Below are 25,872 nucleotides of genomic sequence, written 5' to 3' on the forward strand. Positions count from 1 at the left end.
TTATTTAGTAATGTTTATTAATGTTTTAATATCATCAAATTCAATTTCAGTGCCATCTTCAATTTTTTCTAGAAAAATTAATTCTTCGGTCAATGTCTCTGATTTGATATAGTTTAAATTTTCTTTTACTGCCGCTTCTAATATACTGTTGCTTTGTAAATGAACCTTTATTTTATCGGTAACTTCAAAACCAGAATCTTTTCTTAGGTTTTGAATTCTATTCACTAATTCACGTGAAACTCCTTCACTTCTCAATTCTGGTGAAATTACAATGTCTAATGCAACTGTAATACCGTTTGAATTGGCGACTAACCATCCCTCAATATCTTGAGAGGTTATTTCTACATCTTCTAAAGTTAAAGTTACGGCATTTCCTGCAATTTCAATCGCTAAGCTTCCTTCACGCTCTAACTGATTGATCTTTTCGTTAGAAAAACCCTGTATCTCCTTAGAAACCAACCCCATATCTTTCCCAAAACGCGGCCCTAATGCTTTAAAATTAGGTTTAATTTGCTTCACTAATATCCCTGAAGCATCGTCCAAAAGCTGTATTTCTTTGACGTTTACCTCAGCTTTTATTAGGTCTGAAATCGCTTCAATTTCCAATCGTTGATTGTTGTCAAGTACTGGTATCATTACCTTTTGTAGTGGTTGACGCACCTTGATCATTTCCTTTTTCCTTAGTGATAAAACTAGTGATGAGATGGTCTGTGCTTTCTGCATTCTACTCTCCAACGATTTATCAACAAAGTTTTCAACGTATTCTGGGAATTTCGCCAAATGTACACTATCAAATTCTTCTGTTTGAGTAGTCAAAGTTAAGTCTCGGTAAAGCTTATCCATAAAAAATGGCGCAATAGGAGCACTTAGTTTACTTACCGTTAACAAACAAGTGTAAAGTGTCTGATAGGCAGCGATTTTATCTTGAGCATATTCTCCTTTCCAAAAACGACGACGACACAAACGCACATACCAGTTACTCAAGTTTTCTTGCACGAAATCTGAAATGGCACGAGCGGCTTTGGTTGGTTCGTAATCGGCATAAAAACCATCTACGTCTTTTATCAAAGTATTCAACTCCGAGATAATCCATTGGTCAATCTCTGGTCTTTCGTTCATTGGAATATCCGCTTCCTTGTATTGGAAACCATCGATATTGGCATACAAACTAAAGAATGAATAGGTATTATAAAGAGTTCCGAAGAATTTACGACGAACCTCAGCAATTCCTTCTAAGTCAAATTTTAAGTTATCCCAAGGATTTGCATTGGCAATCATGTACCAACGAGTCGCATCAGGACCATATTCTCCTAAAGTAACAAACGGATCAACCGCATTTCCTAGACGCTTGGACATTTTTTGTCCGTTTTTATCTAATACCAATCCATTCGAAACTACATTTTTATAAGCTACTTTATCAAAAACCAAAGTTCCGATAGCGTGTAAAGTATAAAACCATCCACGAGTTTGATCGACACCTTCGGCAATAAAGTTGGCTGGAAAATCTTTATTCTCATCAATTTTTTCTTTGTTTTCAAAAGGATAATGCCATTGTGCATACGGCATAGCTCCGGAGTCAAACCAAACGTCAATCAAATCAGCTTCGCGTTTCATAGGTTTTCCTGAAGCAGAAACCAACGTAATCCCATCGACTACATTTTTATGCAAATCAACGATATCGTAATTAGATTCGGCCATGTTTCCGATTTCAAATCCTTTGAAAGGATTTTCAGTTTGAACACCAGCTGCAACAGCTTTTTCGATTTCTTCGTACAATTCTCCTACCGATCCAATCAAGATTTCCTCTTGTTTGTCTTCGGTTCTCCAAATTGGCAACGGAATTCCCCAGAATCTAGATCGAGATAAGTTCCAGTCATTGGCATTTTTCAACCAGTTTCCGAAACGTCCTTCTCCAGTTGCTTTTGGCTTCCAGTTGATGGTTTCGTTCAATTCGAACATTCTATCTCTAACTTCTGTGATTTTGATAAACCAAGAATCTAGCGGATAATATAAAATAGGTTTGTCTGTTCTCCAGCAATGTGGGTAACTGTGGACATATTTTTCGACTTTAAAAGCCTTATTTTCTTCTTTTAATCGAATGGCAATCTCGACGTCTATAGAACGTTCTGGAGCTTCGCCATCATTATAATATTCATTTTTAACGTACTTACCAGAATAGTCTCCTAAGCCGTCAATGAATTTTCCTTGTAGATTAACCAAAGGAACTGCAGTTCCATTTTCGTCTAAAACTAATAATGGTGGTACTTCTGGAGTTGCTTCTTTCGCTACTTTAGCATCATCTGCTCCAAAAGTTGGTGCAGTATGTACGATTCCAGTTCCATCTTCGGTAGTAACAAAATCTCCTGAAATTACTCTAAAAGCATTTTCTGGATTTTGGTATGGCAAAGCCAAAGGCATTAATTGTTCGTAACGAATTCCAACTAAATCAGCACCTTTTGCTTCGGCGATGATTTGATATGGAATTTTCTTGTCTCCACCTTTATAGTTTTCGAAATCTGTAGCTTCTTCAGATGCAAAGAATCCTTTTCCAAATTGTTTTCCAACTAAATTTTTAGCTAAAACAACATTGGTAGGCAAGAAAGTATATTGATTGAATGTTTTCACAACAACATAATCGATTTTTGGCCCAACTGTCAAAGCGGTATTCGATGGCAAAGTCCAAGGAGTAGTCGTCCAAGCCATGAAATGAATGTCTCCAAGTCCTTGAAAAGAAGTCGGCAAAGTTTCGTTTATTGTTTTGAACTGTGCTACAATCGTAGTATCAGTAACATCTCTATAACTTCCTGGTTGATTTACTTCGTGAGAAGATAATCCCGTTCCTGCTTTTGGAGAATACGGCTGAATAGTATATCCTTTGTACATCAAATCCTTATTGTAGATTTGTTTCAAAAGCCACCAAACCGATTCCATGTATTTGGATTTATAAGTAATATACGGATCTTCCATATCTACCCAATACCCCATTTTTTCGGTAAGGTCATTCCAAACATCGGTATAACGCATTACGGTTTTCTTACATGCTTCGTTGTATTCTGCTACCGTAATTTTGGTTCCAATATCTTCTTTGGTAATTCCCAAAGCAGCCTCAGTACCTAGTTCTACGGGTAAACCGTGGGTATCCCAACCTGCTTTTCGTTTTACTTGATAGCCTTTTTGGGTTTTGTATCTACAAAAAATATCTTTGATTGCACGTGCCATCACGTGGTGAATTCCTGGTAATCCATTTGCCGATGGTGGCCCTTCAAAAAACACGTAAGGCTCAGCGCCTTCTCTAGTGGTTACACTTTTTTCGAATATGTTTTTTTCTTTCCAAAAATCAAGTACTTCAGACGCTACCGTAGGTAAGTCAAGTCCTTTGTATTCAGTAAATTTTGTGCTCATTTTATCCTTTTCTTTAATCGAAGTGCGAAAGTAAGGAATTTTGAGTAAATGTGATAAAAGATAAAAGAAAAAGACCGATTTGAACCTATTAATTAGATAAAAGGAATAAAGCAAATAGAAAAATGAGGATATAGACTATTATTAATTCGAAAAATTAAAAAACAATAGTTAGTCCAATGAATTCTTAGCTACAAATTCAAGGAAATTACTTTTGTATTGATCTGAAACAGTGATGCGCTGATTATTGATCACAATTTGACTGCGTTCAATCACATCAATATTGTTTAAGGCAACAATAAATGACCGATGTACACGCATAAATTGATCTCCAGAAAGTTCTTCTTCGAGCGTTTTCAGACTCATTAAAGTCAAGATGGGTTTTGGATTGTTGATGAGCCATATTTTGACATAATCTTTTAAACTTTCAAAATACAAAACCTCTTTAAGATTGATTTTCAATTGCTTGTATTCTGATTTTACAAAAAGAAAATCAGTAGTTTCAGGATTCTTTTTTTCTTGATTTTTAACTAATTCAAACCATTCTTTGGCTTTGTTAGATGCCATCAAAAACTCTGAATAATCGAAAGGTTTCAGCAAATAATCTAATGCTTCGGCTTTGAAACCTTCAATGGCATATTGATCAAAAGCCGTGGTAAAAATAATTCTTGTTGATTTTGGAAGTACTTTGGCCAATTGCAAACCCGTTAAATCTGGCATTTGTATGTCCAGAAAAATCAAATCTACTTTTTCTTCATCTAAGTAAGAAAGAGCTTGTATCCCGCTGCTGCATTTTTTTACTAAGTGTAAAAAGGGAGTTTTGAGTACATAACTTTCGACCAAATTTAGCGCCATTGGTTCATCATCAACAATCAAACAAGATATTTTATCGGCCATTTTATGCGTACTTTTTATTTGTCTTTACTCAAAATCAAACATTTGGAATGAGCATACTTTTATATTTCGATTTGTAAATTTACCGAAAAGGTATCATTTTCTACTTTTTCTGTAAAAGAATGTTTTTCTGGATAAAGTAAAGACAGGCGTTTCTCCAAATTATCTAATCCTATACCGGAACCACTTTTGTCGGTTTCTGTTTTTGGAAAATTATGATTCTCAGAATAAAAGTACAATTGCTTTCCTTCTATTTTCAGCTTAAAAATAATATCTGATGTCTTATCTGCCGAAACTCCGTGTTTAAACGCATTTTCGATTAAAGAAATGAACAACAAAGGAGAGATCTGTAAGTCTTGTTTTAAATCTGGAAACTCATACTTCACTTTTGTAGCGTCGTGCAATCTCAACTTCATTAACTCAATATAATTAGTCATAAAGTTGATTTCTTTTATCAAACTCACTTTTTCATTGTTGGTTTCATACAATAAATAACGCATCAATTTCCCTAAACTATGTATGGTTTGCTTTGCCATTTCGGGCGAAATATCTACTAGCGAATAAATATTGTTCAATGAATTAAAGAAAAAATGAGGCTGCAACTGGTATTTTAAATGCTGTAACTCTGATTCTAGCCTAATATTTGAAGCTTCCGCACGTTCAGCTTCCGTTTTCATCCATTTTTCGATTACTTTTAATGCCAATGAAAAAATTACAGGTACCGCAAAAGAAATGAAATCAACGTAAATAAAAAAATTTCTTGGCGGTCGCTTTAAAGCAACTTTATTTTCAGAAAAATAATTATCTAAAAAATACTGTCTGATAGTCGTATTTACACCCACAAAAAACGAAACCAAAGCCACGTTAATCAGGATGTAAACCCACTGCTTTTTGGTAAAAAAGAAACGATCAATTACGATAAAGAAATTTAAATAAAAAAGAGTTGCATAAAAAAATAGTGGAATCCAAGAATGCACGACCACTTTGGTAATCTCTTGATTTTGACCGTATGACAACAAATAAGGCAGGCTAAATAAAACTAACCAAACCATTACATGAAAAAAAACTATACCAGATTTACTCTTTATAAAATTCATTTATTCAATTTTTATTCGTAACGAAGCGCTGTTATAGGATCTAAACTTGATGCTTTTTTAGCAGGATACCAACCAAAAAATATTCCTGTGATAGCACATACAACAAACGAAATCACAATGGAAGTACTAGTCACTGACACTGGCCAATGCAACACATTTTCTATAAAATAAGTAGCTCCAAGTCCCAAAGATACACCAATTATACCGCCCGTAATACTGATCAAAATAGCCTCGATAAGAAATTGCATCAAAATATCAGACCCTCGCCCTCCTACTGCCATACGCAAACCAATTTCTCGGGTACGCTCTTTTACCGAAACATACATGATGTTCATAATCCCAATTCCACCCACTAATAATGAAATACTCGCAATTGCTACTAACAAAACCGTTAGCATCTCACTGGTAGAACTAAATGTTTTGATCATTTCTTCCATTGATATAACATAAAAATCGTCTGCTTGATTTGTCGTTAAATTATGATTTTTTCTCAATAAAGTATTAATTTCAAGTACTGCATTTGGCGCATCTTCTTCACTTATAGACGAAACCACGATAGATTGTAAATGCGTGATTGCCAAAATTCTTTTTTGTACTGTTGTGTAAGGCACAAGGATAACATCATCTTGATCTTGACCACCAGTACTTTCCCCTTTACTTTCTAAAACTCCAATAATTTTAAGCGGAATACTATTAAAACGGATCATTTTACCAATAGGACTTACTCCTTCTTCAAATAAATTTTCAGCAACTGTTTGCCCAATAACTGCCACTTTTGCTGCTGAACTTACTTCTTTTTCCGTAAAGTTACTTCCTTCGGCTACATCCCATATTTTAATTTTCAAATAATCTGGCGCCACTCCATAAACTGAAGTTGGCCAGTTATTCGCTCCATAAATGGATTGACCTCCACTATTTACCAATGGCGAAAAAGAGGTTAGCAAGGTGGTTTCCTTCTTAATGGCTTCATAGTCGTTTAAAGTCAAGGTTTCCATGGCGCTACTTCCTTGACTTACGCCACCACGCACATCACTACCAGGTTTTATAGTAATCATATTAGAACCCATACTCGAAATTTGAGTTTTAATACTCTCTTTCGATCCTTCCCCAATGGCCAGCATGGCAATTACAGAGGCTACCCCAATGATGATTCCTAGCATTGTAAGAAAGGTGCGCATCTTGTTAAGCACAATTGCTTTCCAGGATATTTTTAATAAATTTTGCGTTCTCATATTAGTCTTCTTCTACTGGCAAAGCTAAAAGTGCTTCGGCTGCCGATTGAACATTGTTGTTAATGTAATCTTGGATGATATGCCCGTCTTTCAACACGATAGTTCTCCCTGTAAATGTGGCAATATCTGGCTCGTGGGTTACAAACAGAATGGTTTTTCCTTGCTTGTTCAATTCTTGAAACAAAGCCATGATTTCGTATGAAGTTCTCGTATCTAGATTTCCTGTAGCTTCATCAGCAAGAATCACTACCGGCTCATTTACAAGAGATCTTGCAATCGCCACTCTTTGTTGTTGCCCACCTGAAAGCTGCGAAGGCGTATGATCAAGTCTTGCTGATAGATTGACTTGTTCCAAAGCTTTGAATGCCTTATCATGAATTTCCTCTGGCGATAGTTTTTTAGTACTATAAAGCAAAGGCAACTCCACATTTTCTATTGCGGTAGTTCTAGCTAATAAATTATAAGATTGAAAAATAAAACCAATTTTCTCGTTTCTAATTCGAGCCAACTCGTTTTTAGTCAATTCTTTTATCGAAACACCATCTATTTGATACAAACCAGAATTGGGTTGGTCTAAACATCCCAAAACATTCAGGAGCGTACTTTTTCCAGACCCACTCGTTCCCATTATGGTTACAAATTCCCCTTCTTGAATACTGAACGAAATTCCTTTTAAAGCATGAACCGTCTCTTCACCCATGGTAAAAGAGCGTTTCAAATCTTCTATTTTAATGATTGTTTTTGACATAATTCTTATTTTTTTCCACGTGGTTTAGTCATGAACGGACTCTCATTGTCCCCTGCTTCCGATTTTACTTCGGCTTTTGTCAAAGCTTTTAGATTATATACAACTTCTTCACCCGCTGACAATCCGCTAACGATTTCAACATTTACACCGTCACTAGTACCCGTCTTAATAGCTTTGGATGCGATTCCTTTGCTTGTCATCACCCAAATTGTAGCTGTTTCTGATGTAGTTCCTGACTTAGCAACCTCAGCAACTGATGAAAATCCATTTGTTTTTTGATAGTTGTTCAAAACTTCCATGTCTGGTTCAAAATTCACTCCTTTTGCTTCAAGCGTTAACACATTTTTTAATTCTAACGTATAAATTGTAATTGTTGCCGTTAATCCTGGTTTTAATTTCAAATCTGGATTTCCTGCCTTTATAACCACTGTATAAGTCACAACATTTGAAGTTGTTGTCGGGTTTAATCTCACTTGGGTAATCACCCCAGCAAACTCTTCTCCTTGATATGCATCTACTGTAAAAGAAACTCGTTGTCCTTGTTTTACCTGACCAATATCTGCTTCATCCACATTTGCTTCTACTTGCATTTCGCTCAAATCTTTGGCAATTGTAAATAATGTTGGAGTGCTTAAACTGGCCGCTACAGTTTGCCCTTCGTCTACTGCTCTCGATAAAACCACACCATCAATAGGCGAATAAATGCTAGCATAACTCAAATTTGTTTTGGCTTTCGCTAAATCTGATTGTCTTTGCGAAACAACGCTTTTCGCATTATTCAATTTATATAAAGACTCATCATAATCTGACTTACTAATCACTTTGTTTTCGAATAATGTTTTTTGGCGATCAAAAACCGTTTGCAAATAACGTTGCTCATTGGTCGCACCGTTATAAGATGCTTGTGCCAACACTACTGCTGAATTTAGAGTCGTTTTATCTAATTCTGCCAATAATTGTCCTTGCTTTACAACCGAATTGTAATCAACATAAATTTTTTCTACCACACCCGAAACTTGCGTTCCCACACTAACCTCAGTAATTGGCTGTAGCGTTCCCGTTGCAGTAACTGTTGTCACTACATCGCCAGACTTGGCTTTAATTGTCTCTACTTTTATAGCAGCCGTTTCAGGACCCGAAACAAAGTTATATCCTAGATAGGCAATGGCTACAATCGCTATAATAACAGATGCTTTGATTATTTTATTCTTGTTCATGTTCTTAAAGTTTAATTTCGTTTCCTTGATAAAATTGTAATAATTGAAAGTATAATATGTTTAAATACTTGGCTTGAATGTAATTCTGTTGCGCATTGGTATAAATGTTTTGACTAACCACTAAATCCGTTGTACTTAAATCGTTCAGCTCGTATTTTTTCTGAGCCAATTTGTACGATTCGGCCGCCGCATCAGTTGCCATTTTTGAAGCTTCTAATTGCTCTACCGAAGCAGTGGCGTTTTGCCAAGACGTTTCAATTTTTCTGTACAATTCTTTTTGAGATGCTTGTGCTTCGATATCTGCTTTTTCTATTTCAATCTTTGCCAATTGAACTTGTCCTTTGGTTTGATTTCTATTAAAAATTGGAACTGATAATGACAACCCTACTCTTTGATTAAAGTTCAAATTCAACTGATCAGTAAAGTTGGCTTCTTGAACACTTGTATAACCCGAACCTAAGCTTCCCGAAAGCGATAATGTAGGCAAATAAGCTCCTTTGGCAATGTCCAAACCTGTCTCTGAAACAGATTTACTTAATGCAGCCGCTTTTATTTCTGGTAAATTACTTAAGGCTTGATTGTAAACAGTTGCCTTATTTGGTATCGCTGCTATAACGGTATTTTGAGTTTCTAGGTTTGCTATTTCAAAACTGTCTTCAGGACCTAATTCCAGTAATTGTTTTAAAATAATAAGCTGTTGTGCATAACTATTTTTCACAGCAACAAGCGTATATTTATTGGTAGCCGCCTGCGAAACCGCGTCTGTATAATCTTTTATCGCAATTGTTCCAGCATCTAATCGTGCTTTGGATCTAGCAACTTCTTTCTCTGAGGAAGTTAAATTGTTTTGCGCAATACTAATTGCTTCTTTATTGTATAAAGCCTGAAGATAAGCTTCGGTTATGCTCAATGCCACATTATTCTTAGCTTCTTCTAAATAAAGAGAATTTTGTTCTACAAGTAATTCATTTTGCTTGATTTTATTGGTCAGTTGATTTCCTTGAAATAAAGTTACAGACGATGTCAACACCGGACTTGTTGAATTTATTTGTTGCGAAACATAAGTACTGGTAATAGGATCAATCGTAGTTCCGCTAGAAAAGTTTTGAGAAATATTCCCAACCAAATTCGGCAAACGCATTGACTTCGATTTGTCGTAATTTACTTGAGCTGATTGAAGTGTTAGTGCTACTGATTTTACGGTAATACTGTTTTCCTTAGCGTAGATTATACAATCTTCCAAAGTCCATAATTTATCTTCATTTACTGTTTGAGCAAAAGAGAAGATGGAAATAAGTAACATCCCGATGATTTGATATAGTTTCATTTGATATTAATTTTTATCAAACTTCCTTATAATCCGTCGTCTATTAAAGTGTAATAGATAAACGAGTTGTTTTTACAGCTACAAAGCCGTTTTTTATAGATGAGAATTTTTACTATTAGCAACAGTATTCAACTCAAAAGAAAAGCGAGTATCTAGACTTAAGCAAAAACCTCCTTCAAAACTTCTAATGATTTTGGATTTTTAAAACCATCCAAATGCAAGCGATAATAATCCATTAAGACTTTTAAAAGGAGTTGTCTTTCGAGCACATGAAAGATTTTTTGGTTGTTATCAAATTTCAGACTTATTAATTTTTTGAATAAGCTGGTTTGATGTTCTGTGAGTGAATCTATACCTATAAAAGGAGTAAAATGACCTTCTCTCATTTCAAAAAAAGGTTGGTCAATATCAGAAATATCAGGATAAAAACCCAAATATTTAGTTACTTCTAGCAATAAAATAAGATGAAAGTTGGCGATTTCGTCATGATTGTCTAGCCATAATAGCGCAGTCTCTAGAAAATCAAATAGCAACTCATTCTTTTCTTCTTCATGAATCGAATGATACAATACCTCTGAAAGAAAAAGCACCATCGTACTTTTGTAAATATCGGTATGTATGGTTTGGAAAGGCGTGCTAATTTTAATTTCTTTGAAATTCTCTAGCGTTCCTTTGTTTTTATGAACGGCCTCAATTTCAAGAATAGAAAGCGGCTGAAAATAAGCAATTTTCTGGTTTGACTTTCGACCCGAAAAAGCAGAACGCACAAAATAAGATTTCAATCCGCTAGATTGCGTAAAACATTTAACAATCAAGCTTTTCTCTTGAAATTTAATGGAGGAAATTACGATTGCTTTGGTTTTTACTTGCAATTTTTTTAGATTTTAAAACTTATTACTTCAAATATAGTTTCATTTTATTTTAAATCAGTTCTATACTTTTTTTTGAAATTTAGAAAATAACTTTCATAGTATTTAAAAGAAAAGTGTGCTATAATTATGGTAATACTTATGATTAATAAATTAACCATTATTATGTCTGCTACAGCTGGTAGATTAAATTTTTGGATAACTTTTAAATACATTAAACCAACAAACTGCATAACAATCACATGAAACATATAGATACCGTAAGATATTTTGCCTAGGTAATTCATTAATTTGTTTTCCAGAATTTCGACTGGTTTTTGAACTAAAACCGAAATTGTTAATCCAAATAAAATCATACTAAGTAAGTTATATGAAAATTCATTTAGATTATCCTCAAATATAGAGCTCACATAATATAAAATAAAGAGCAACAATACGGGATACTTTATCCTAATAACAAAGTCTTGCACTTTTTTTCTATTTAAGAGTATAGCGCATAAACCACTAAAAGAAAAATAGAAAAACAACATATTATACCGCTTCAAGAAAACAAAGCTATCCGAAAAAAACAATAAAAAGTACCCAAAAGTAAAAAGTGCTAGAAACGCAACTATTTTTTTGAATGGTAAAATAAAAAATATTGGTGCAATTATAAAGTAAAACTGCTCTTCAATTCCTATTGACCACAATATTTCTAAGATTCCTCCTGGCGAATAGGTGCAAAAAATATTTGGAAAAAAAGTTGCCGACAACACAATTCCCGTTAGTAAATCATAATTGTTTTCGTAGTTATAACCCAAAAAAGGTAAAATACTACGATAGTATAAAAATCCAAAAATTAAAACTAAATAATACAATGGAAAAATTCGCAACATCCTTCTAAAAAAAAAACTCCTTATATTGATTGTGTTTTTTATTTTCTTTTCTTCATAAAGTTGCTTAATAATTAAAAAACCGCTTAAAGAAAAAAACATATATACAGCTTCAGTCCCTTTATTAAAAATTGCTAAACCATTATAAAATGGAAAATTTCGATTTTCAAAAAATTGAGGAATATGAAAAATAACCACCAACATTGCTAAAACAAAACGTATGGAGGTTAAATTTGGGAGATGTTTCATTTTATATCTTATAAACAATTAACGGAAACTGTTAACAATGAGTTTTTAGCGTATGATCATTACTTTTTTCACCTTTGTTTCTATACCATCTTCCGCCGAGATAAATATCATATATACTCCCGTAGCCACTTTGTGTTTTCCAAAAGCGGTAGTGTCCCACTCAATAGTCCCCCCTTCAGAAATGGTTTCATATACCAAATTCCCTTCGATATCTGTGATTTTGACATTTGCTTGATCTATTAAGCCTGAAATCTTGACTGTTCCTTCATATCCTGGACGAACTGGATTTGGAAATACGTAAGCATTGTTTAAGTCTGAACTGGCCTTAGTAGCTATGCCTTTAAAAGAAACCATCCCTTTACTTGTAGCGATATACACTTCTCCAGTTGCGTCATTTATTCCAACATCATTTACAGTATTACTGGGCAATGGCGAATTATTCGTTGTGAAATGATAAATTGTTTTTTGTCCATCTGGAGAAACTAAAAACACCCCTGAGTCTGCAGTCGCAATCCATTTATTATTGGCTCCATCCACAACGATATCCGTTATAAATTGCTCATACATTAATTCTTGTGCCAAACCATCCTCTAAAATTATTATAGGTTTTGTAGTCAACTGACCCTCCGTTTGAAAATCATTTATATTAGACAAAACTCTTAGACCTTTAATAGTTCCTATCCATAATTGATTATTTTTATCTAGAGCTGGCACAATAACATTTTCCGCAGGTAAATTCCCTGAAGAATCTCCAACAGTAATTATTTTAAATGTATTTGTTTTATCATTAAAACCTATTAACCCACCACTATTTGTAGCAATCCATTTTATATCATTTTTATCGATAGACATTCTACCAAAATGCGTGTTCTCTGCATTAGCAAGAGCATTATTCGTAGGGAAACCTTGCCATTCTCCGTTTGATTTCAAAACTTTTAAACCATTTTTAACCAAACTGTTTGTAATCCATAAATTACCTAACTTATCAAACGCAGCTCCATTTATCCTTATATCAATATAAGTCGGACCACCACCGGTCAAAGACTCCAACCCACTGTTTTTATCATTATACAAAATCGTCGGCACATCATCTTCAATTTTCAACAAGCCTGAAAAAAAAGAACTAACATACACTTGCTTCTCATTTAATGGATTTATTAGAACCCTGCAAATAGATTTCGCACCGAAAACTTTACTATACGGGATATCTAACCATCCACTACTACTTAATTTATTAAGGCCTAATGATTTCAATGGATAAGGATTATATACTATTGAATATCCCCCATATACTGCCCACAATGAATTGGGAGCAACATCAATAGCAAAAATACTATTTTCCAAAGGGCCAGAAGGCGTACAGTTTTCAAAAGTAGAATTATTCACAATTGAAGTTATAAATAAACCTAAATCAGTTGTACCGATATAAATATTATCTCCTGATATAGAAGCACAACTAAGAACTGGATTTGTACTTGAAAGTTGACTATTCCCTATTTGACGAACTAAAACTAATTGCTTATTATACAAGTAAACAATCGTTGGTGTTGTAATTAATAAATAATCTCCAATTGCTCTTATGTCACTTATTGACTGGTTAAGATCGTTATTGTTTATAAAAGCATTATTACTGTATTTATAAACACTTCCTGAACTATTAACCGCAATTAATTCCGTGCCAAAAGCCTCGATTCCAGACCAATTTCCTGTAGAGACAATCGTCCATTGATTGAAGTCAATTAAGTTTTTATTCAAAACATTTGCTCTTCGGATTCCACTAGTTGTTGCAGCATATATATACCCGTCAAATACCGCTGTTTGAATGATACTCAACTCCGATCCATTATCACCTATAAAATAAGTATCTCCAAAAAGCATAGTTTTTAAATTAAACTGTACAATACCGAAATCACAAGAGATATAAATGATTCCCTGGTATTCCATAAAATGATTGACTTTTTTCACACCCGAAGGCAACTGTTTGTTTAAAATATCAACCACCCTTAATAACTTCCCGTCTGTTTCATTGATCACTGTTAGCAATCCATTTTGATACCCAATTAAAGTTTTATTTAATGCCACACTATAATACAATGCACTTATAGTCTCACCTGACAAGCCATCAATAGTAGTGGTCGTTTTAATTTCATTGGTTAATGTGTTTTTAGAAAATAATGCGTTTTCCGAAGCTGCAAAAATAGAAGTTGCGTTAGTCGACAAATCCTTAATTTCATTATATGAAAAATAACCTTGCCAAGACAAATTGCTTTGCGAAAAACACATTTGCATAGTGAATAACAACAGAAAGCTTAAGATTGTTTTTTTCATTATCTTCTTTTTATTTAAGTCCACAAATATAGCATAAAGATAAGAATTCGAGTTTTTAACATCACAAAAAAGTCTTCTATATCTTTCTATACAAAAACAGAACGATACAGAAGACCAATTATTTAACCTCCAATATTAAACTATTCCCTGAGCTAACATCGCATCGGCCACTTTTACAAAACCTGCTATATTAGCACCTCTTACATAATCTACATAACCTGTTGAGTCAGAACCATACTTAACACAAGAAGCGTGAATTGAGATCATAATCCCTTTCAACTTCTCATCTACCTCTTCGGCAGTCCAATTTAATCGCAATGAATTTTGGGACATTTCTAGTCCCGATGTTGCAACCCCTCCCGCATTTGAAGCTTTACCTGGGGAAAACAATATTTTTGCTTTTTGAAAAACCATCAAAGCCTCTAATGTAGTCGGCATATTCGCTCCCTCTGTTACACAAATACAGCCATTAGCAACTAATGTCTTTGCATCTGCATCGTTAATTTCGTTTTGAGTCGCACAAGGCATTGCAATATTACACTTCACCTTCCAAGGCTTCATATCTGCTACATATTTTGCTTTTGGATACTTAGAAACATACTCGCTAATCCTTCCTCTTAACTGGTTTTTAATATACATAATATGCGCTAACTTATCCGCATTTATCCCTTCCTCATCATAAATATAGCCTCCTGAGTCAGACATCGTAACTACTTTAGCTCCAAGCTGAGTCGCTTTTTCCACTGCATATTGCGCTACATTACCTGAGCCTGAACACACAATTGTTTTTCCTTGAATACCATCTCCTTTTGTCGCTAACATATTTTGGGTAAAATAAACGGCACCATACCCCGTTGCTTCAGGCCTTACTAATGACCCTCCGTATGAAATCCCTTTACCCGTAAGGACTCCTGTAAATTCATTACGAAGCCTTTTATACTGTCCAAACAAATACCCGATTTCTCTTCCTCCTACACCAATATCACCTGCGGGGACATCTGTATCAGCCCCAATGTGTCTAGATAATTCAATCATGAAGCTTTGACAAAAACGCATTACCTCATTATCTGACTTCCTTTTAGGGTCAAAGTCTGAACCACCTTTTCCACCTCCCATTGGCAAGGTTGTTAAGCTATTTTTAAAGGTTTGTTCAAATGCTAAAAATTTCAATATACTTAAATTCACTGATGGATGAAATCGAAGCCCTCCTTTATATGGGCCAATAGCTGAATTCATCTGAACACGAAACCCTCTATTGACCTGAGTGTTCCCACTATCATCAATCCAAGTTACTCTAAAAATCACGATTCTATCTGATTCGACCATCCTTTCAAGAAGCATCTTATTTTGATACTTCTCATTTTCTTCAATAAATGGTATTACTGTTTCTGCTATTTCCTGAACTGCCTGCAAAAACTCAGGCTCATTAGGATTTTTTTTAGCAACCTCTTCTATAAAATTGGTGATATTTTTTGACATAATTACTAAATTAAGAACATTAAGTAAACGTTTTCGTTGTTTTACAAATATACATTTATAAAAAAAACTATTACATCTAATAGGCTGTTAAGTTTGACAAAAATCTTGTCCAAAAAAACAAATTAATCATCAAATTGTGAAAGTATTTATTTCAAATATTCATACAATTTTAGTATATTTTTAATTTAAAACCCAATTGGTACTTAGTATTTTATATCTTTGTCTTGACTTGAAATATCAACAAAATGCACAAATCCTTCCCTATTATATTGCTTATTCTATTTGGATTTTCAAATACGACATATGCACAATTAGGTTTTTCGCATGAAGTGGGAATTATAGCTGGTCCGGTTGCTTTTCAATCTGACTACGGACAACGATATGATTACAAAACAAATCTTGGGAATACTGGAATAGGCATTGGAATTATTCATTACATCAATTTCTCTTATGCCGCAGAATGTAATTGTTACACTCCAGAAACCTATTTTAATGACCATTTCAAACTCCGTTCTGAATTATCATACAACAAAACCGAATTAGAACATTTAGGAGAATGGGTGAAACCGGAAAGAACCTCTCTTGGTGCAGACCAATTAAGAGCTATGAAAGGAAGCACACAACTCACTAACATTGGAATGCAATTAGAATATTTCCCTTATAGTATTCGAGATTTCACTGCACGAAATGGGAGTCTAGGACCCTTTGTAAGTCTCGGCGCGCAATTCAGCTATTATAACGCCGAAGCACACTCAACACTTGGGACATTGGGGACACCTCTAAGTACTTTTCCGAAATATTTAACTCCATCTGATAATCGTCCTTATGGATTCTCAACTGAAAGTAATTCAGTTTGGTCAATAGTCACCAGCCTAGGTACAAGATACAAACTAACTCCATTACGAGATTTAATGATTGATTTACGCTTTCAGTATTTTTTCTCCAATTGGGTAGATGGCCTGAATCCTAATCCAGATATTTATAAAGAAAACAAAGCTAATGACTGGTTAGTCTGGCTCAATGTAGGCTACATTTACTACTTGCAATAAAACCAAAATCCCAATTCTAAAAGTATAGAATTGGGATTTTTCACTTTCTCAAACATCTTAAAAAAAGAGAAAGTATAATTTATTAAAATTAACTTAGCATATTGTTATTACTTAACAAAGTTAACTATTAACACACTGTAAAACAAGTAATTGTATTTTTATTTTTTTATCAAATTTAATTTTACAAAATATCATAAACCCAGAATTTTTTCCAAAACCCAACTGGTATGCAAAGCCGATTTCCCAGTTGAAGGATGAATTGCATTCCCTAATAAATGTTCTCTCATGTTTTGTACATGATAAAACTGTACATTTTCTGGATGGTTAATAAAGTGCTCTGTTGTTCCTTTTTCATTTGTGAGCAGAATTGGGTGTTCCTCAAATATTGCAAATTCAATCTTCCCTTTACTTCCCACAATATGAACAATATCTTCACGGGCAGCACAACCAAAATTCCAACTCCCAGTACCTGTAATTCCAGATTCATGAATCCATGAAGCTACAATTGCATCTTTGGCAGAATACAGCCCTTGTTGGTTTGTATTAAAGCCTGAAACCTTCACTATATCTCCTAAGATATATTCGAACAAATCTATACCATGACTAGCTAAATCATCAAAATATCCACCTTTAGCAACCTTAGCATCTGTCCTCCAATTGTACTCTCCAGACAAATCTACAGGCGAAGTAGATTTACTCAAATGCCAACTTATATGCCTAACAGTTCCTATTTCATTTTCATCAATCCATCTTTTTACCTGGGTGAATCTAGGTAAAGACCGACGATAATAAGCAACAAATAATGGAATATTTTTCGCTTCAAACGCATTGTATAGCACCAAACTTTCTTCATAAGTAGGAGCCATTGGTTTTTCAATACAACAAGGTTTTCCTGCAGCTGCTACCTTTAAACCATAATAGGCATGAGAGTCTGGTGGTGTTGCGATGTAGACTGCATCGATATCAGGATCATTGATTAAATCATCTGCGTTACTATACTGTTTCTGAATATCATGTCTTTTTGCGTAATCTGCACATTTTTCTGCATCTCTACGCATCACTGCTATTAGTTCAAAGCCTACTACTTTTTGGTAAGCAGGGCCACTTTTTACCTCAGTTACGTTACCACAGCCTATGATTCCCCAACGTATATTATTTGAAGTTACTAAAGTCGCATCCATATCCTTTTATTTAGAAACCTTTCTAATGAGGTTTGAATTTATGAATATCAAATTTAATTTAAAATTATATATCTAACCACATTTTACACGGGATTGTAAAATTATTAACATACAAATTATTAAAAAAAACCCGTTATGCAGACAACATAACGGGTAGATCCAAATGCATTCTATTAACCAAAAAAAAAAAAAATCATCTTCCAAAATCGTCTTGTAATCGTACTATATCCTCTTCATCAGACGGGTTTTCCACATCGGTATGTTGCCAAATTTCGGCCACAACTCCCCATGTCTCCAGTCCTATCAAACGATGTCTTTCGCCTTTATCCATTTGAATAAAAGCGCCAGACGCTAATTCTTGAATGGCTCCTTCTACATCTGTCAAACTGGTTTTCACGCCCACTTCTCCACCTATAACCTTCCAAATCTCAGACCTTCTAAAATGGTATTGCCAAGACAATCTCTTATTTGGCTCTACAATAAGTATTTTTGGGCTTAACTTTTTAGTAATCTGAATTTCATCCATTTCAAGATTAGGAAAAAATAGTTTTGCAAAAGCAGCGGCTTGACTTTCATCAATCACAAAAAAACCTCCCCAAGGACGGGTTTCATCTTGCTTTACTACATTAAAATTATGCTCTTTTAAAACGGCAGCTATAGTTTCAAAAACTGCCTTTTTATCCATTGTAGATTTTATATCAAAATTCATTTTATTCTAATTATTTATTAATAATCTAGATCTGATTCATAAACCAAAACCTTTATTTACTATAATTTTTAATCAATTGATAACTCATCTCAGTAAGGTGAGCCGAAGCATTTTCGATAGCATCATTAACAGTTACACCTAATTCCATTATAGATTGCACACTATAAGGTTTCAAGTTCTCTTCAATCAAGGCTGCATCTTTAACAACTCCCGCCAAAATTGAAAACGGAATTTGATGTTCACGAGCTCTTTCGCTAATTCCTTTAATCACTTTTCCTTCAATCGTTTGTTTATCAACACTACCTTCACCAGTAATAATCAAATCAATTTTATTTTTTACCAAGGCATGAAATCCTGTTTGTTCCATAACAAAATCAATTCCAGACTGAATTTTAGCATTCAAAAAACAAACGGCTCCAGCTCCCATTCCACCAGCTGCCCCCGCACCTGGTAAATTGGCTACATCTTGACCCAAATATTTCTCTACTTGCTTGCTAAAATTTCTTAAGCCCAAATCCAATTGTTCAATTTCATCTGCCGAAGCTCCTTTTTGAGACGCATAAACATATGCCGCTCCATTACTGCCATACAACGGATTCTTCACATCACAAACCACCGTAAATTCAACATTATTCAAATCAAAATGCACTTCATCATTTTCAATCCTGTCAATGCGAATCAATTCTTTTCCAATAGGATCAATTTCTTCTCCTTCTTGCGAATAAAATTTATATCCGAGCGCAGCCGCCATTCCAATTCCAGCATCATTGGTTGCACTTCCGCCAATAAATAAAATTATTTTTCGAAAACCTCTTTTCAGTGCATCTTTTATCAATTGTCCCGTTCCAAACGAAGTCGAATTACTGCAATCTCGTTTACTCTCCTGTACCATCAATAAACCCGAAGCATTTGCCATTTCTATAAAAGCCGTATCTTCATTATGGCGATAAGGTGCAATGGTGCTATTAAACAAAGGGTCTTTTACCACCACCAAAACTGTTTTTAGCTCAAAATAATTTTGTAAAATTGTCAAAGTTCCTTCACCTCCATCGGCTAGCGGATGCTTAATGGTTTCAATAGTAGCGTCAAATTTATTAATTCCGCTTTCAATTGCATTGCAAACCTCCATCGCAGACAGCGAACCTTTAAATTTATCTGGTGCTATTAAAACTTTCATCACATTTACTTTTTAAAATTAAAAAAGAACACTCTCGGTGGTATTTTGCTTTTATCCAAAACCCAAATTAGCAGAACTAATTTAGGCTTTTGAACTAGTAAGCATTCTCAAGAGTGTTCGTTTAAATCTATTTCCTTTTCAAAATAATTATTTGGGCGCGCCACCATCCTCAAAAAAAGGGCCAATAATCTATACGCTTATAAGCCCTTTTTTCAGGATGCTGTCGGGCTATCCGCACCGCTATGGCGGTTTGCTTCTATCCCTCACGCAAACCCGTTAAAACATATATTATTCTATAATTATTAGCGTATCCCAGCCAAAATCGATGGCAAACTAAAACTAACTCCAAGAATGATTATAAAGAATACAACCAAGATGATAACATCTTTTGACAAAACATCTTCTCTCTTTAGTTTAAAATCAATATTGAAATCTTTGTTTTTCTCTGTTTTAAACAAAGCACTAAATACTAAAGCCAGTACAAAAGTGATTACAAAACCGGTAAGGTTAAACCAAATCCAGAAAATATCCTCAAAGAAATATTTGATGCTAATATTAATCAAAACCCCCCCTATAATCCCAACATTCATACCAATATAATTGACTCTTTTGACCAATATAGCAATAATAAAAGTAGCTAATATAGGTCCGTAAAATTGTGACGAAATCATATTAATCAACTCAATCACCGTTCCACCAGTATTCCCAAAAAGATAGGCTGATGCAATACACACAAAGCCCCAGAACACGATCGAAATCTTAGACAATTCCATATATTTTGCCTGGCTCAATTTGACTTTACCTCTATTAAAAAGATCTTCTACAGTCACCGCTCCCAAAGAGTTGATTGTAGAACTCACAGAAGACATTGCCGCAGACAAAATCCCAACGATCAAAATTCCAATCATACCATGAGGTAAATATTTCATGATGAAAACAGGCAACATCAAATCAGGTTTAATACCGCTAGTTGCAAACTCTTTTGGATAATGTTTTTGTGTAACCGCTGCAATTTCACTCATAAAATCAGGTGTTAAATGCACCAAAGCTCCAATGATTAAACCCATAATACAATAGGTCAATACTACTGGAAAACGCAACAATCCATTCGCTAACAATATATTTTTAGCAGCCTTTTCATCCTTCGCAGACAACAATCGTTGCGCTTGTGTTTGATCGGTTCCATAATAAGATAAGTACAAAAATAATCCCCCTAAAATCATAGGTAAAAACCCAAAGGTACCACCATCAAATCCTAAATTATTCATGTCTACCACTTGCAAACGCTCTGTTTCAAAACCGTTGAAATTAGGATTCGCTTTCAATAAATCCCATCCGTAATAAATACAAATTAGCAATCCACCAAAAAGGATAATCATCTGGATGGCATCACCCCAAACTACAGCTTTCATCCCACCCATTAACGAATAAACAATAGTGATAACGGAAATCAAAAGGATAGTATAATGAAAACTAATATTCAAAACTGATTGCAAAATAATAGCAATGGTATAGACCGCAACTCCTGTTGATAAGGAACGGCTAATTTGAAAAACAAAACTCAAAACAATTCGAGTAGAAGTCGAAAAACGTCTTTCGACAAACTCATAAATACTCACAATATTCGCTCGATAAAGAGGCGGAACAATAATTAAAATAATTCCAATCATGGCCAATGGCACTGCCAACTCAAAGGTCAACCACTTCATTCCTCCTCCTTGCGCTAAACCAACAAACGCAGGCGCCGAAATAAAACTGATGGCAGAGAGTTGGGTCGCCATGGCAGATAAACTTAATGGAAACCATCCCATTTCCTTACCTCCTAGAAAATAATCCTTTGCATCTTTGTTTTCTTTGAAAACAAATCCTAATCCTAAAAAGGCAATTAGGTAAACGATAACCACTATATAGTCTATCCAGTTCATAATTAATTATTTTAAAACTATTATTGATTTTTCATGTCCAAATACAAAGCCGCACTCCAAGAGAAATTCCCTCCTCCATACCCTTTGTTCTCTGTCTCATAAGCTGCTTTTATGGGATTAAAATACTCATAAAAACCCACTTTTGATAATAATTCAAAACTATCCGATTTTACTCTGTCGGCAATTTCAGTGTAGCCGTAATCTTTCAATCCGTAATACAACATCCAGTTAAGGTTGATCCAAACCGGTCCTCTCCAATATTTTTTTGGATTGAAACGTTCATTCGTAGGATCAAAAGACGCACATAAATACATATCGTCACCACCAAACTTAGTCATCATAGTATTAATGATTGTTGCTGCTTGTTCCTTGCTTGGAATTCCTGCAAACAAAGGAGAAAAGGATGATGAACTCACAAAACGAATTGGTTTTTCATTCCTTAAATCATAATGAACATAAGCGCCTAATTCTGCATCGTACAATTTCGAATTAAAAGAGGCTTTACTTTTTGTTTGCCATTTTTCTAGTTGTGCAATTTTGTCTTCGTTTCCTCCAATGATTTTGTACAAATCAATCAATGCTTCATTTGACTTAATCAACATAGCATTGAAAAGCGGATCTTGTACTAAGAACGGAGAAAGTTCGGCAATTTTTTGGTCATCATAATTGTGCTCTTTGGCAATATCTATAATGTACAAATAATGGTCGTATTCTCTATTAGAAGGACGCTCCGAAGGATCAATAAGCTTTGTGTCTTTTCGTTCAAAAGTATAAGTTGGCGGATCCATTGTTTCCCAAATATCATCCCATAGAGGCGAATTATCTGTTCCCGATTCCCAATTGTGGTAGATGTACACCAAGCCTTCATTTTGAGGATCTCTCTTACTATAGAAATAGTTGTGATTGTCGTATACTTTTCCAATATTTTCTATAATAAATTGGAGTACATCCTCTTTGTTTTGTGCTATTTGATACATTTTTTCTAATGTAAAGCCCAAAACAGGTGGTTGCGTCATTCCTGTTGAAGGATACTCTTTGTTAGACAAAGGATGCAACTCGGCTTGGTGAAAATCTGGTCCAGGAAAATAAGAATCTGACTTTTGATGAAAAACAATGTGCGGTATAAAACCATTCTCCCATTGTGCATCAAGAAGTGTTTTCATCTCAGCCTTCGCTTTTTCCATATCATAATGCGCAAATCCAAGGGCAATAAATCCGGAATCCCATTTCCATTGAAAAGGGTATAAACCTTTACATGGAATTGTATATCCTCCTGCTTGGAAATTTTCATTCAATATTTGTTGTGCTTCTTTAGTTAAATCAGTAGCCATAATCAGATATTTTTTAATAAAAAGAATGCTAGTACAGTTTGCAAAAGCATCCTTTTATTGTAATTAATTTATTAGAAATTGAAAGTCAAGTTCATCAAAGCAGTTCTAGGAATAATAGGTCTTCCTACAAAGAATTGCTCATCTGTTTGATTATCACCTAATCTTGGAGAACCTTCTGTGATTCCAGCAGAGTTAAACAAGTTGAAAGATTGTGCTCCAATACGAAGTGTTTCGTTGTCTTTACCCACATTGAATGTGTACCCTAAACTTAAATCCACAATTCCAAAACCTTTTAATAAAACCGTATTAGCATCATTAGTGTATTTGTCACCTGCGTAGTTATAATCAAAATTTGCATCGAAGTTTGATTTGTCATAAGACAATCCCAGTTTTGTCATTACATTCGGTTGTCTTGCCAATTTGTTTCCAACGAAAGTTGGGCTATTCTCTGACTTAGTCAATTCATGTTTTTGGTAAGTAAAAGTTCCGTTGAAAGCAAATCCATCTACAAATCTCCAGTTCCAAGTAGTTTCAATACCTGCTGATTTAGTATCTTGTAAATCTACTTTTTCAGTAAATCCACCTAGACCGTCATTTAAAAATGCAATGTTTCTTCTATCAGATAAGTTAAGAGAGAAAAGCGCTGCCGTTCCAGAAAAATTTCCTTGACCATATTTAATACCTACCTCAGATTGAATAATTTTTTCAGGAGAATAAGTAGAATGACCTCCATTAGCATTAATTTTTACAGAACGCAATTCAGGAAAGAAATACCCTTTAGAAAAGTTACCATAAACACTAGTGCTTTGGCTTATTTTGTACAATGCTGCCAATGAAATTGCATAATCATCTGTAGAAACTTTTGCAGTTTCATATGCTCCAGTTCCCCAAGTTACATTTTCAATCTTAGCGTTTCCTGCAAAAGTGCTCATTTTAAAAGCTGCTGTCTTTTCGTTTTGAATAGTTCCAGAAGCTGTTTCATGTCGGATACCAATATCAAAATTCCATTTGTCTAATTTAATTTGATCTGTTAAGAAAAAAGCCAATTTATTACTCGTAACATTTTTGTTTGAATATCCAGCTCCTCTATTCGTTACACCATCTACAGTATAACCAGAAAGGTTGACTAATCCTGGACTATTGCTATATTCGCTTAAATAACTAGTGGTAACATTCATATCTCCCGCAGAAGCTCTAGACATAAATGTCCCCGCTGTTACAGTATGAACTCCCATTTTATTAATCAATTTAATCTCGGAAACTAATTCATCTATTGGACGAACTCTATCTAATATTCTGTTTTCGAATAAAAGTGCATTTGCTGGTAAAGCTGCACCGTTTAGAGTTGTAAAATTACCTGCTGCTATACTTCTTGCTGCTTTATATTGATCTTGAGTTTCAACAACTTTAGGCCCCGTTAATCCACTTCCGTCTAAGAATAAATTAAACTGGTGTTTGTAACTCGATTTTCTAATTTTAGCATCAATAGAGAAATTATCTGAAAAATCGTGAACAAAATTCGTCATAAAATAACCCCCTTTTGTAGCAACCCCATCTCTGATATTCGTTTTGAAAATTCCATCAGGCGTAGCATAAGAGATATTTGCAGCTGCAGCAGTTTGCAAAGTCACGATTTCATTACCATCATTACCAATTGGTCTTTCTCTGCTTCCACCTTGTAATGGGTAAGGCAAAAAGAATTGTACTTTGTCATCAATCACCTGTCCTGAGAAAGTAATGGTACTTTTCTCCGTTACTTTTTTCACATTTCCACGAATTTGGTACCCTTCAGTTGGCAATCCAGTTTTGATTGGTCCTTCATCGTAACGATAAAAACCTGTAACAGCATAGAACATATTAGAATCTTTTCCTCCTAATTGACCGCTAGATAAGAAATCTGCTTTGTATCTTGAATTAGTTCCTACTTCTGTTTTGAAAATATTTTTTGGAGTAGTTGATCCTGTTACACTTGTATAGTTAATAATACCTGCTACAGAACCTGCACCATATAATACTGATGAACCACCACGAATAAACTCTAAACTTTTCATTCCAATATCTGTTCTGAAATAAACATCATGCGCAGATGAGTTCAATCCAAAAGTTGATAATACTGGCATTCCATCAATTTGAATAGGATTAAACTGAAATTGTCCTCCAGAAGGTAAACCTCTCACAAATACATTGGATCCTACCTCACCACCACCATTTTCTGTGGTAATCCCAGGAACACTTCTCAAAATATTGGCTTGACTACTTGTATTAAGCTTGGTCAAATCCTTAGCACTAAAAGAAGTTACTGAAACTGGTGTTTCTTTTTGAGAACGTTTTACCGATGTACCCGTTAATACTACTTCGTCAAGCATTTCCATACTCTCTATTAATGTAAAATCTAAGGTTACTTCATTCCCTGCTAATTTTACACTTTTAGTTTGTTCTTTAAAACCAATAGTAGCGACTTTGATTTTTTTATCACCACTTAATTTAGTGATTAATACATATTTCCCGTCGAAATCTGTTGTTACTCCAACATTGGTACCAACAATAACAACATTCACTTGTGGGATTGGATTGTTCTTTTCATCCAATACCGTTCCTTTTACAGTGGTTTGCGAATAGGAAACAGTTCCTATTAACAACAAAAATACTTTGATATAGTTTTTCATAACTTAGGTTGATTAAATTAATTTATTTGGTTATTTGTTTCAGCTAATTTATAATGGAACACAATCATTTGATACCAAAAATTAACGAAATATTAACGGGAACGTTTGCGGGAACGTTTGCGA

Annotated in this window: 18 protein-coding genes; 1 reads left to right on the forward strand and 17 read right to left on the reverse strand. The window is 34.5% G+C overall.

Going from position 1 to position 25,872, the window contains the following annotated elements; translation table 11 throughout:
• From ileS to gdhA, 11 genes are all read right to left on the reverse strand, one after another.
• Entirely contained in the window at positions 1-3,402 is a 3,402-nt protein-coding gene (ileS, locus tag ABZP37_RS02885; RefSeq protein WP_366185468.1) for an isoleucine--tRNA ligase, read from the reverse strand.
• A gap of 168 nt (positions 3,403-3,570) precedes the next feature.
• On the reverse strand, positions 3,571-4,296 hold the full coding sequence (locus tag ABZP37_RS02890; RefSeq protein WP_366185470.1) for a LytTR family DNA-binding domain-containing protein: 726 nt from the start codon (positions 4,294-4,296) through the stop codon (positions 3,571-3,573).
• Between the two features lie 59 nt (positions 4,297-4,355).
• Positions 4,356-5,390, reverse strand: a complete 1,035-nt coding sequence (locus tag ABZP37_RS02895; RefSeq protein WP_366185471.1) for a histidine kinase — start codon at positions 5,388-5,390, stop codon at positions 4,356-4,358.
• A gap of 11 nt (positions 5,391-5,401) precedes the next feature.
• Positions 5,402-6,622, reverse strand: a complete 1,221-nt coding sequence (locus tag ABZP37_RS02900; protein WP_366185472.1) for an ABC transporter permease — start codon at positions 6,620-6,622, stop codon at positions 5,402-5,404.
• A 1-nt stretch (position 6,623) separates the two neighbouring features.
• Positions 6,624-7,370, reverse strand: coding sequence for an ABC transporter ATP-binding protein (locus ABZP37_RS02905; RefSeq protein ID WP_366185474.1), 747 nt, complete (start codon positions 7,368-7,370; stop codon positions 6,624-6,626).
• A 5-nt stretch (positions 7,371-7,375) separates the two neighbouring features.
• Complete coding sequence (locus tag ABZP37_RS02910; protein ID WP_366185476.1) at positions 7,376-8,587, reverse strand: efflux RND transporter periplasmic adaptor subunit; 1,212 nt, start codon at positions 8,585-8,587, stop codon at positions 7,376-7,378.
• 4 nt (positions 8,588-8,591) lie between these two features.
• The gene (locus ABZP37_RS02915; RefSeq protein ID WP_366185478.1) at positions 8,592-9,914 is read right to left on the reverse strand and encodes a TolC family protein; all 1,323 of its coding nucleotides are present in this window, start codon (positions 9,912-9,914) and stop codon (positions 8,592-8,594) included.
• A gap of 158 nt (positions 9,915-10,072) precedes the next feature.
• Positions 10,073-10,786 (reverse strand): DNA repair protein RecO, encoded by a 714-nt coding sequence (gene recO / locus ABZP37_RS02920; RefSeq protein WP_366185479.1) that lies wholly within the window; start codon positions 10,784-10,786, stop codon positions 10,073-10,075.
• 44 nt (positions 10,787-10,830) lie between these two features.
• Complete coding sequence (locus ABZP37_RS02925) at positions 10,831-11,904, reverse strand: acyltransferase (RefSeq protein WP_366185481.1); 1,074 nt, start codon at positions 11,902-11,904, stop codon at positions 10,831-10,833.
• Positions 11,905-11,949: 45 nt separating this feature from the next.
• Positions 11,950-14,232 carry a T9SS type A sorting domain-containing protein gene (locus ABZP37_RS02930; RefSeq protein WP_366185483.1) on the reverse strand — a complete coding sequence of 761 codons (2,283 nt, stop codon included), beginning with the start codon at positions 14,230-14,232 and terminating at the stop codon, positions 11,950-11,952.
• A gap of 135 nt (positions 14,233-14,367) precedes the next feature.
• Positions 14,368-15,711, reverse strand: coding sequence for an NADP-specific glutamate dehydrogenase (gdhA, locus tag ABZP37_RS02935; protein WP_366185485.1), 1,344 nt, complete (start codon positions 15,709-15,711; stop codon positions 14,368-14,370).
• A gap of 245 nt (positions 15,712-15,956) precedes the next feature.
• Here gdhA and ABZP37_RS02940 point away from each other — a divergent pair, with 245 nt between their 5' ends.
• Positions 15,957-16,760, forward strand: coding sequence for a glutamate dehydrogenase (locus ABZP37_RS02940; RefSeq protein ID WP_366185487.1), 804 nt, complete (start codon positions 15,957-15,959; stop codon positions 16,758-16,760).
• A gap of 191 nt (positions 16,761-16,951) precedes the next feature.
• Here ABZP37_RS02940 and ABZP37_RS02945 read toward each other — a convergent pair whose 3' ends face one another.
• The 6 genes from ABZP37_RS02945 to ABZP37_RS02970 all read right to left on the reverse strand — a co-directional run bounded on the left by ABZP37_RS02945 (position 16,952) and on the right by ABZP37_RS02970 (position 25,749).
• A complete protein-coding gene (locus ABZP37_RS02945; protein ID WP_366185489.1) occupies positions 16,952-17,941 on the reverse strand; it encodes a Gfo/Idh/MocA family oxidoreductase in 990 nt (329 codons plus the stop codon).
• Between the two features lie 193 nt (positions 17,942-18,134).
• Complete coding sequence (locus tag ABZP37_RS02950) at positions 18,135-18,650, reverse strand: phosphoheptose isomerase (protein WP_366185491.1); 516 nt, start codon at positions 18,648-18,650, stop codon at positions 18,135-18,137.
• Between the two features lie 52 nt (positions 18,651-18,702).
• Entirely contained in the window at positions 18,703-19,827 is a 1,125-nt protein-coding gene (locus tag ABZP37_RS02955; RefSeq protein WP_366185493.1) for a glycerate kinase, read from the reverse strand.
• A 302-nt stretch (positions 19,828-20,129) separates the two neighbouring features.
• A complete protein-coding gene (locus ABZP37_RS02960) occupies positions 20,130-21,752 on the reverse strand; it encodes a sodium/solute symporter (RefSeq protein ID WP_366185495.1) in 1,623 nt (540 codons plus the stop codon).
• Between the two features lie 20 nt (positions 21,753-21,772).
• Entirely contained in the window at positions 21,773-23,083 is a 1,311-nt protein-coding gene (locus ABZP37_RS02965) for a trehalase family glycosidase (RefSeq protein WP_366185497.1), read from the reverse strand.
• 71 nt (positions 23,084-23,154) lie between these two features.
• Positions 23,155-25,749 carry a TonB-dependent receptor gene (locus ABZP37_RS02970; protein ID WP_366185499.1) on the reverse strand — a complete coding sequence of 865 codons (2,595 nt, stop codon included), beginning with the start codon at positions 25,747-25,749 and terminating at the stop codon, positions 23,155-23,157.
• Positions 25,750-25,872: the final 123 nt, after the last annotated feature.

Source organism: Flavobacterium ovatum (assembly GCF_040703125.1).
In the GTDB taxonomy this organism is placed as follows: Bacteria; Bacteroidota; Bacteroidia; order Flavobacteriales; family Flavobacteriaceae; genus Flavobacterium; species Flavobacterium ovatum.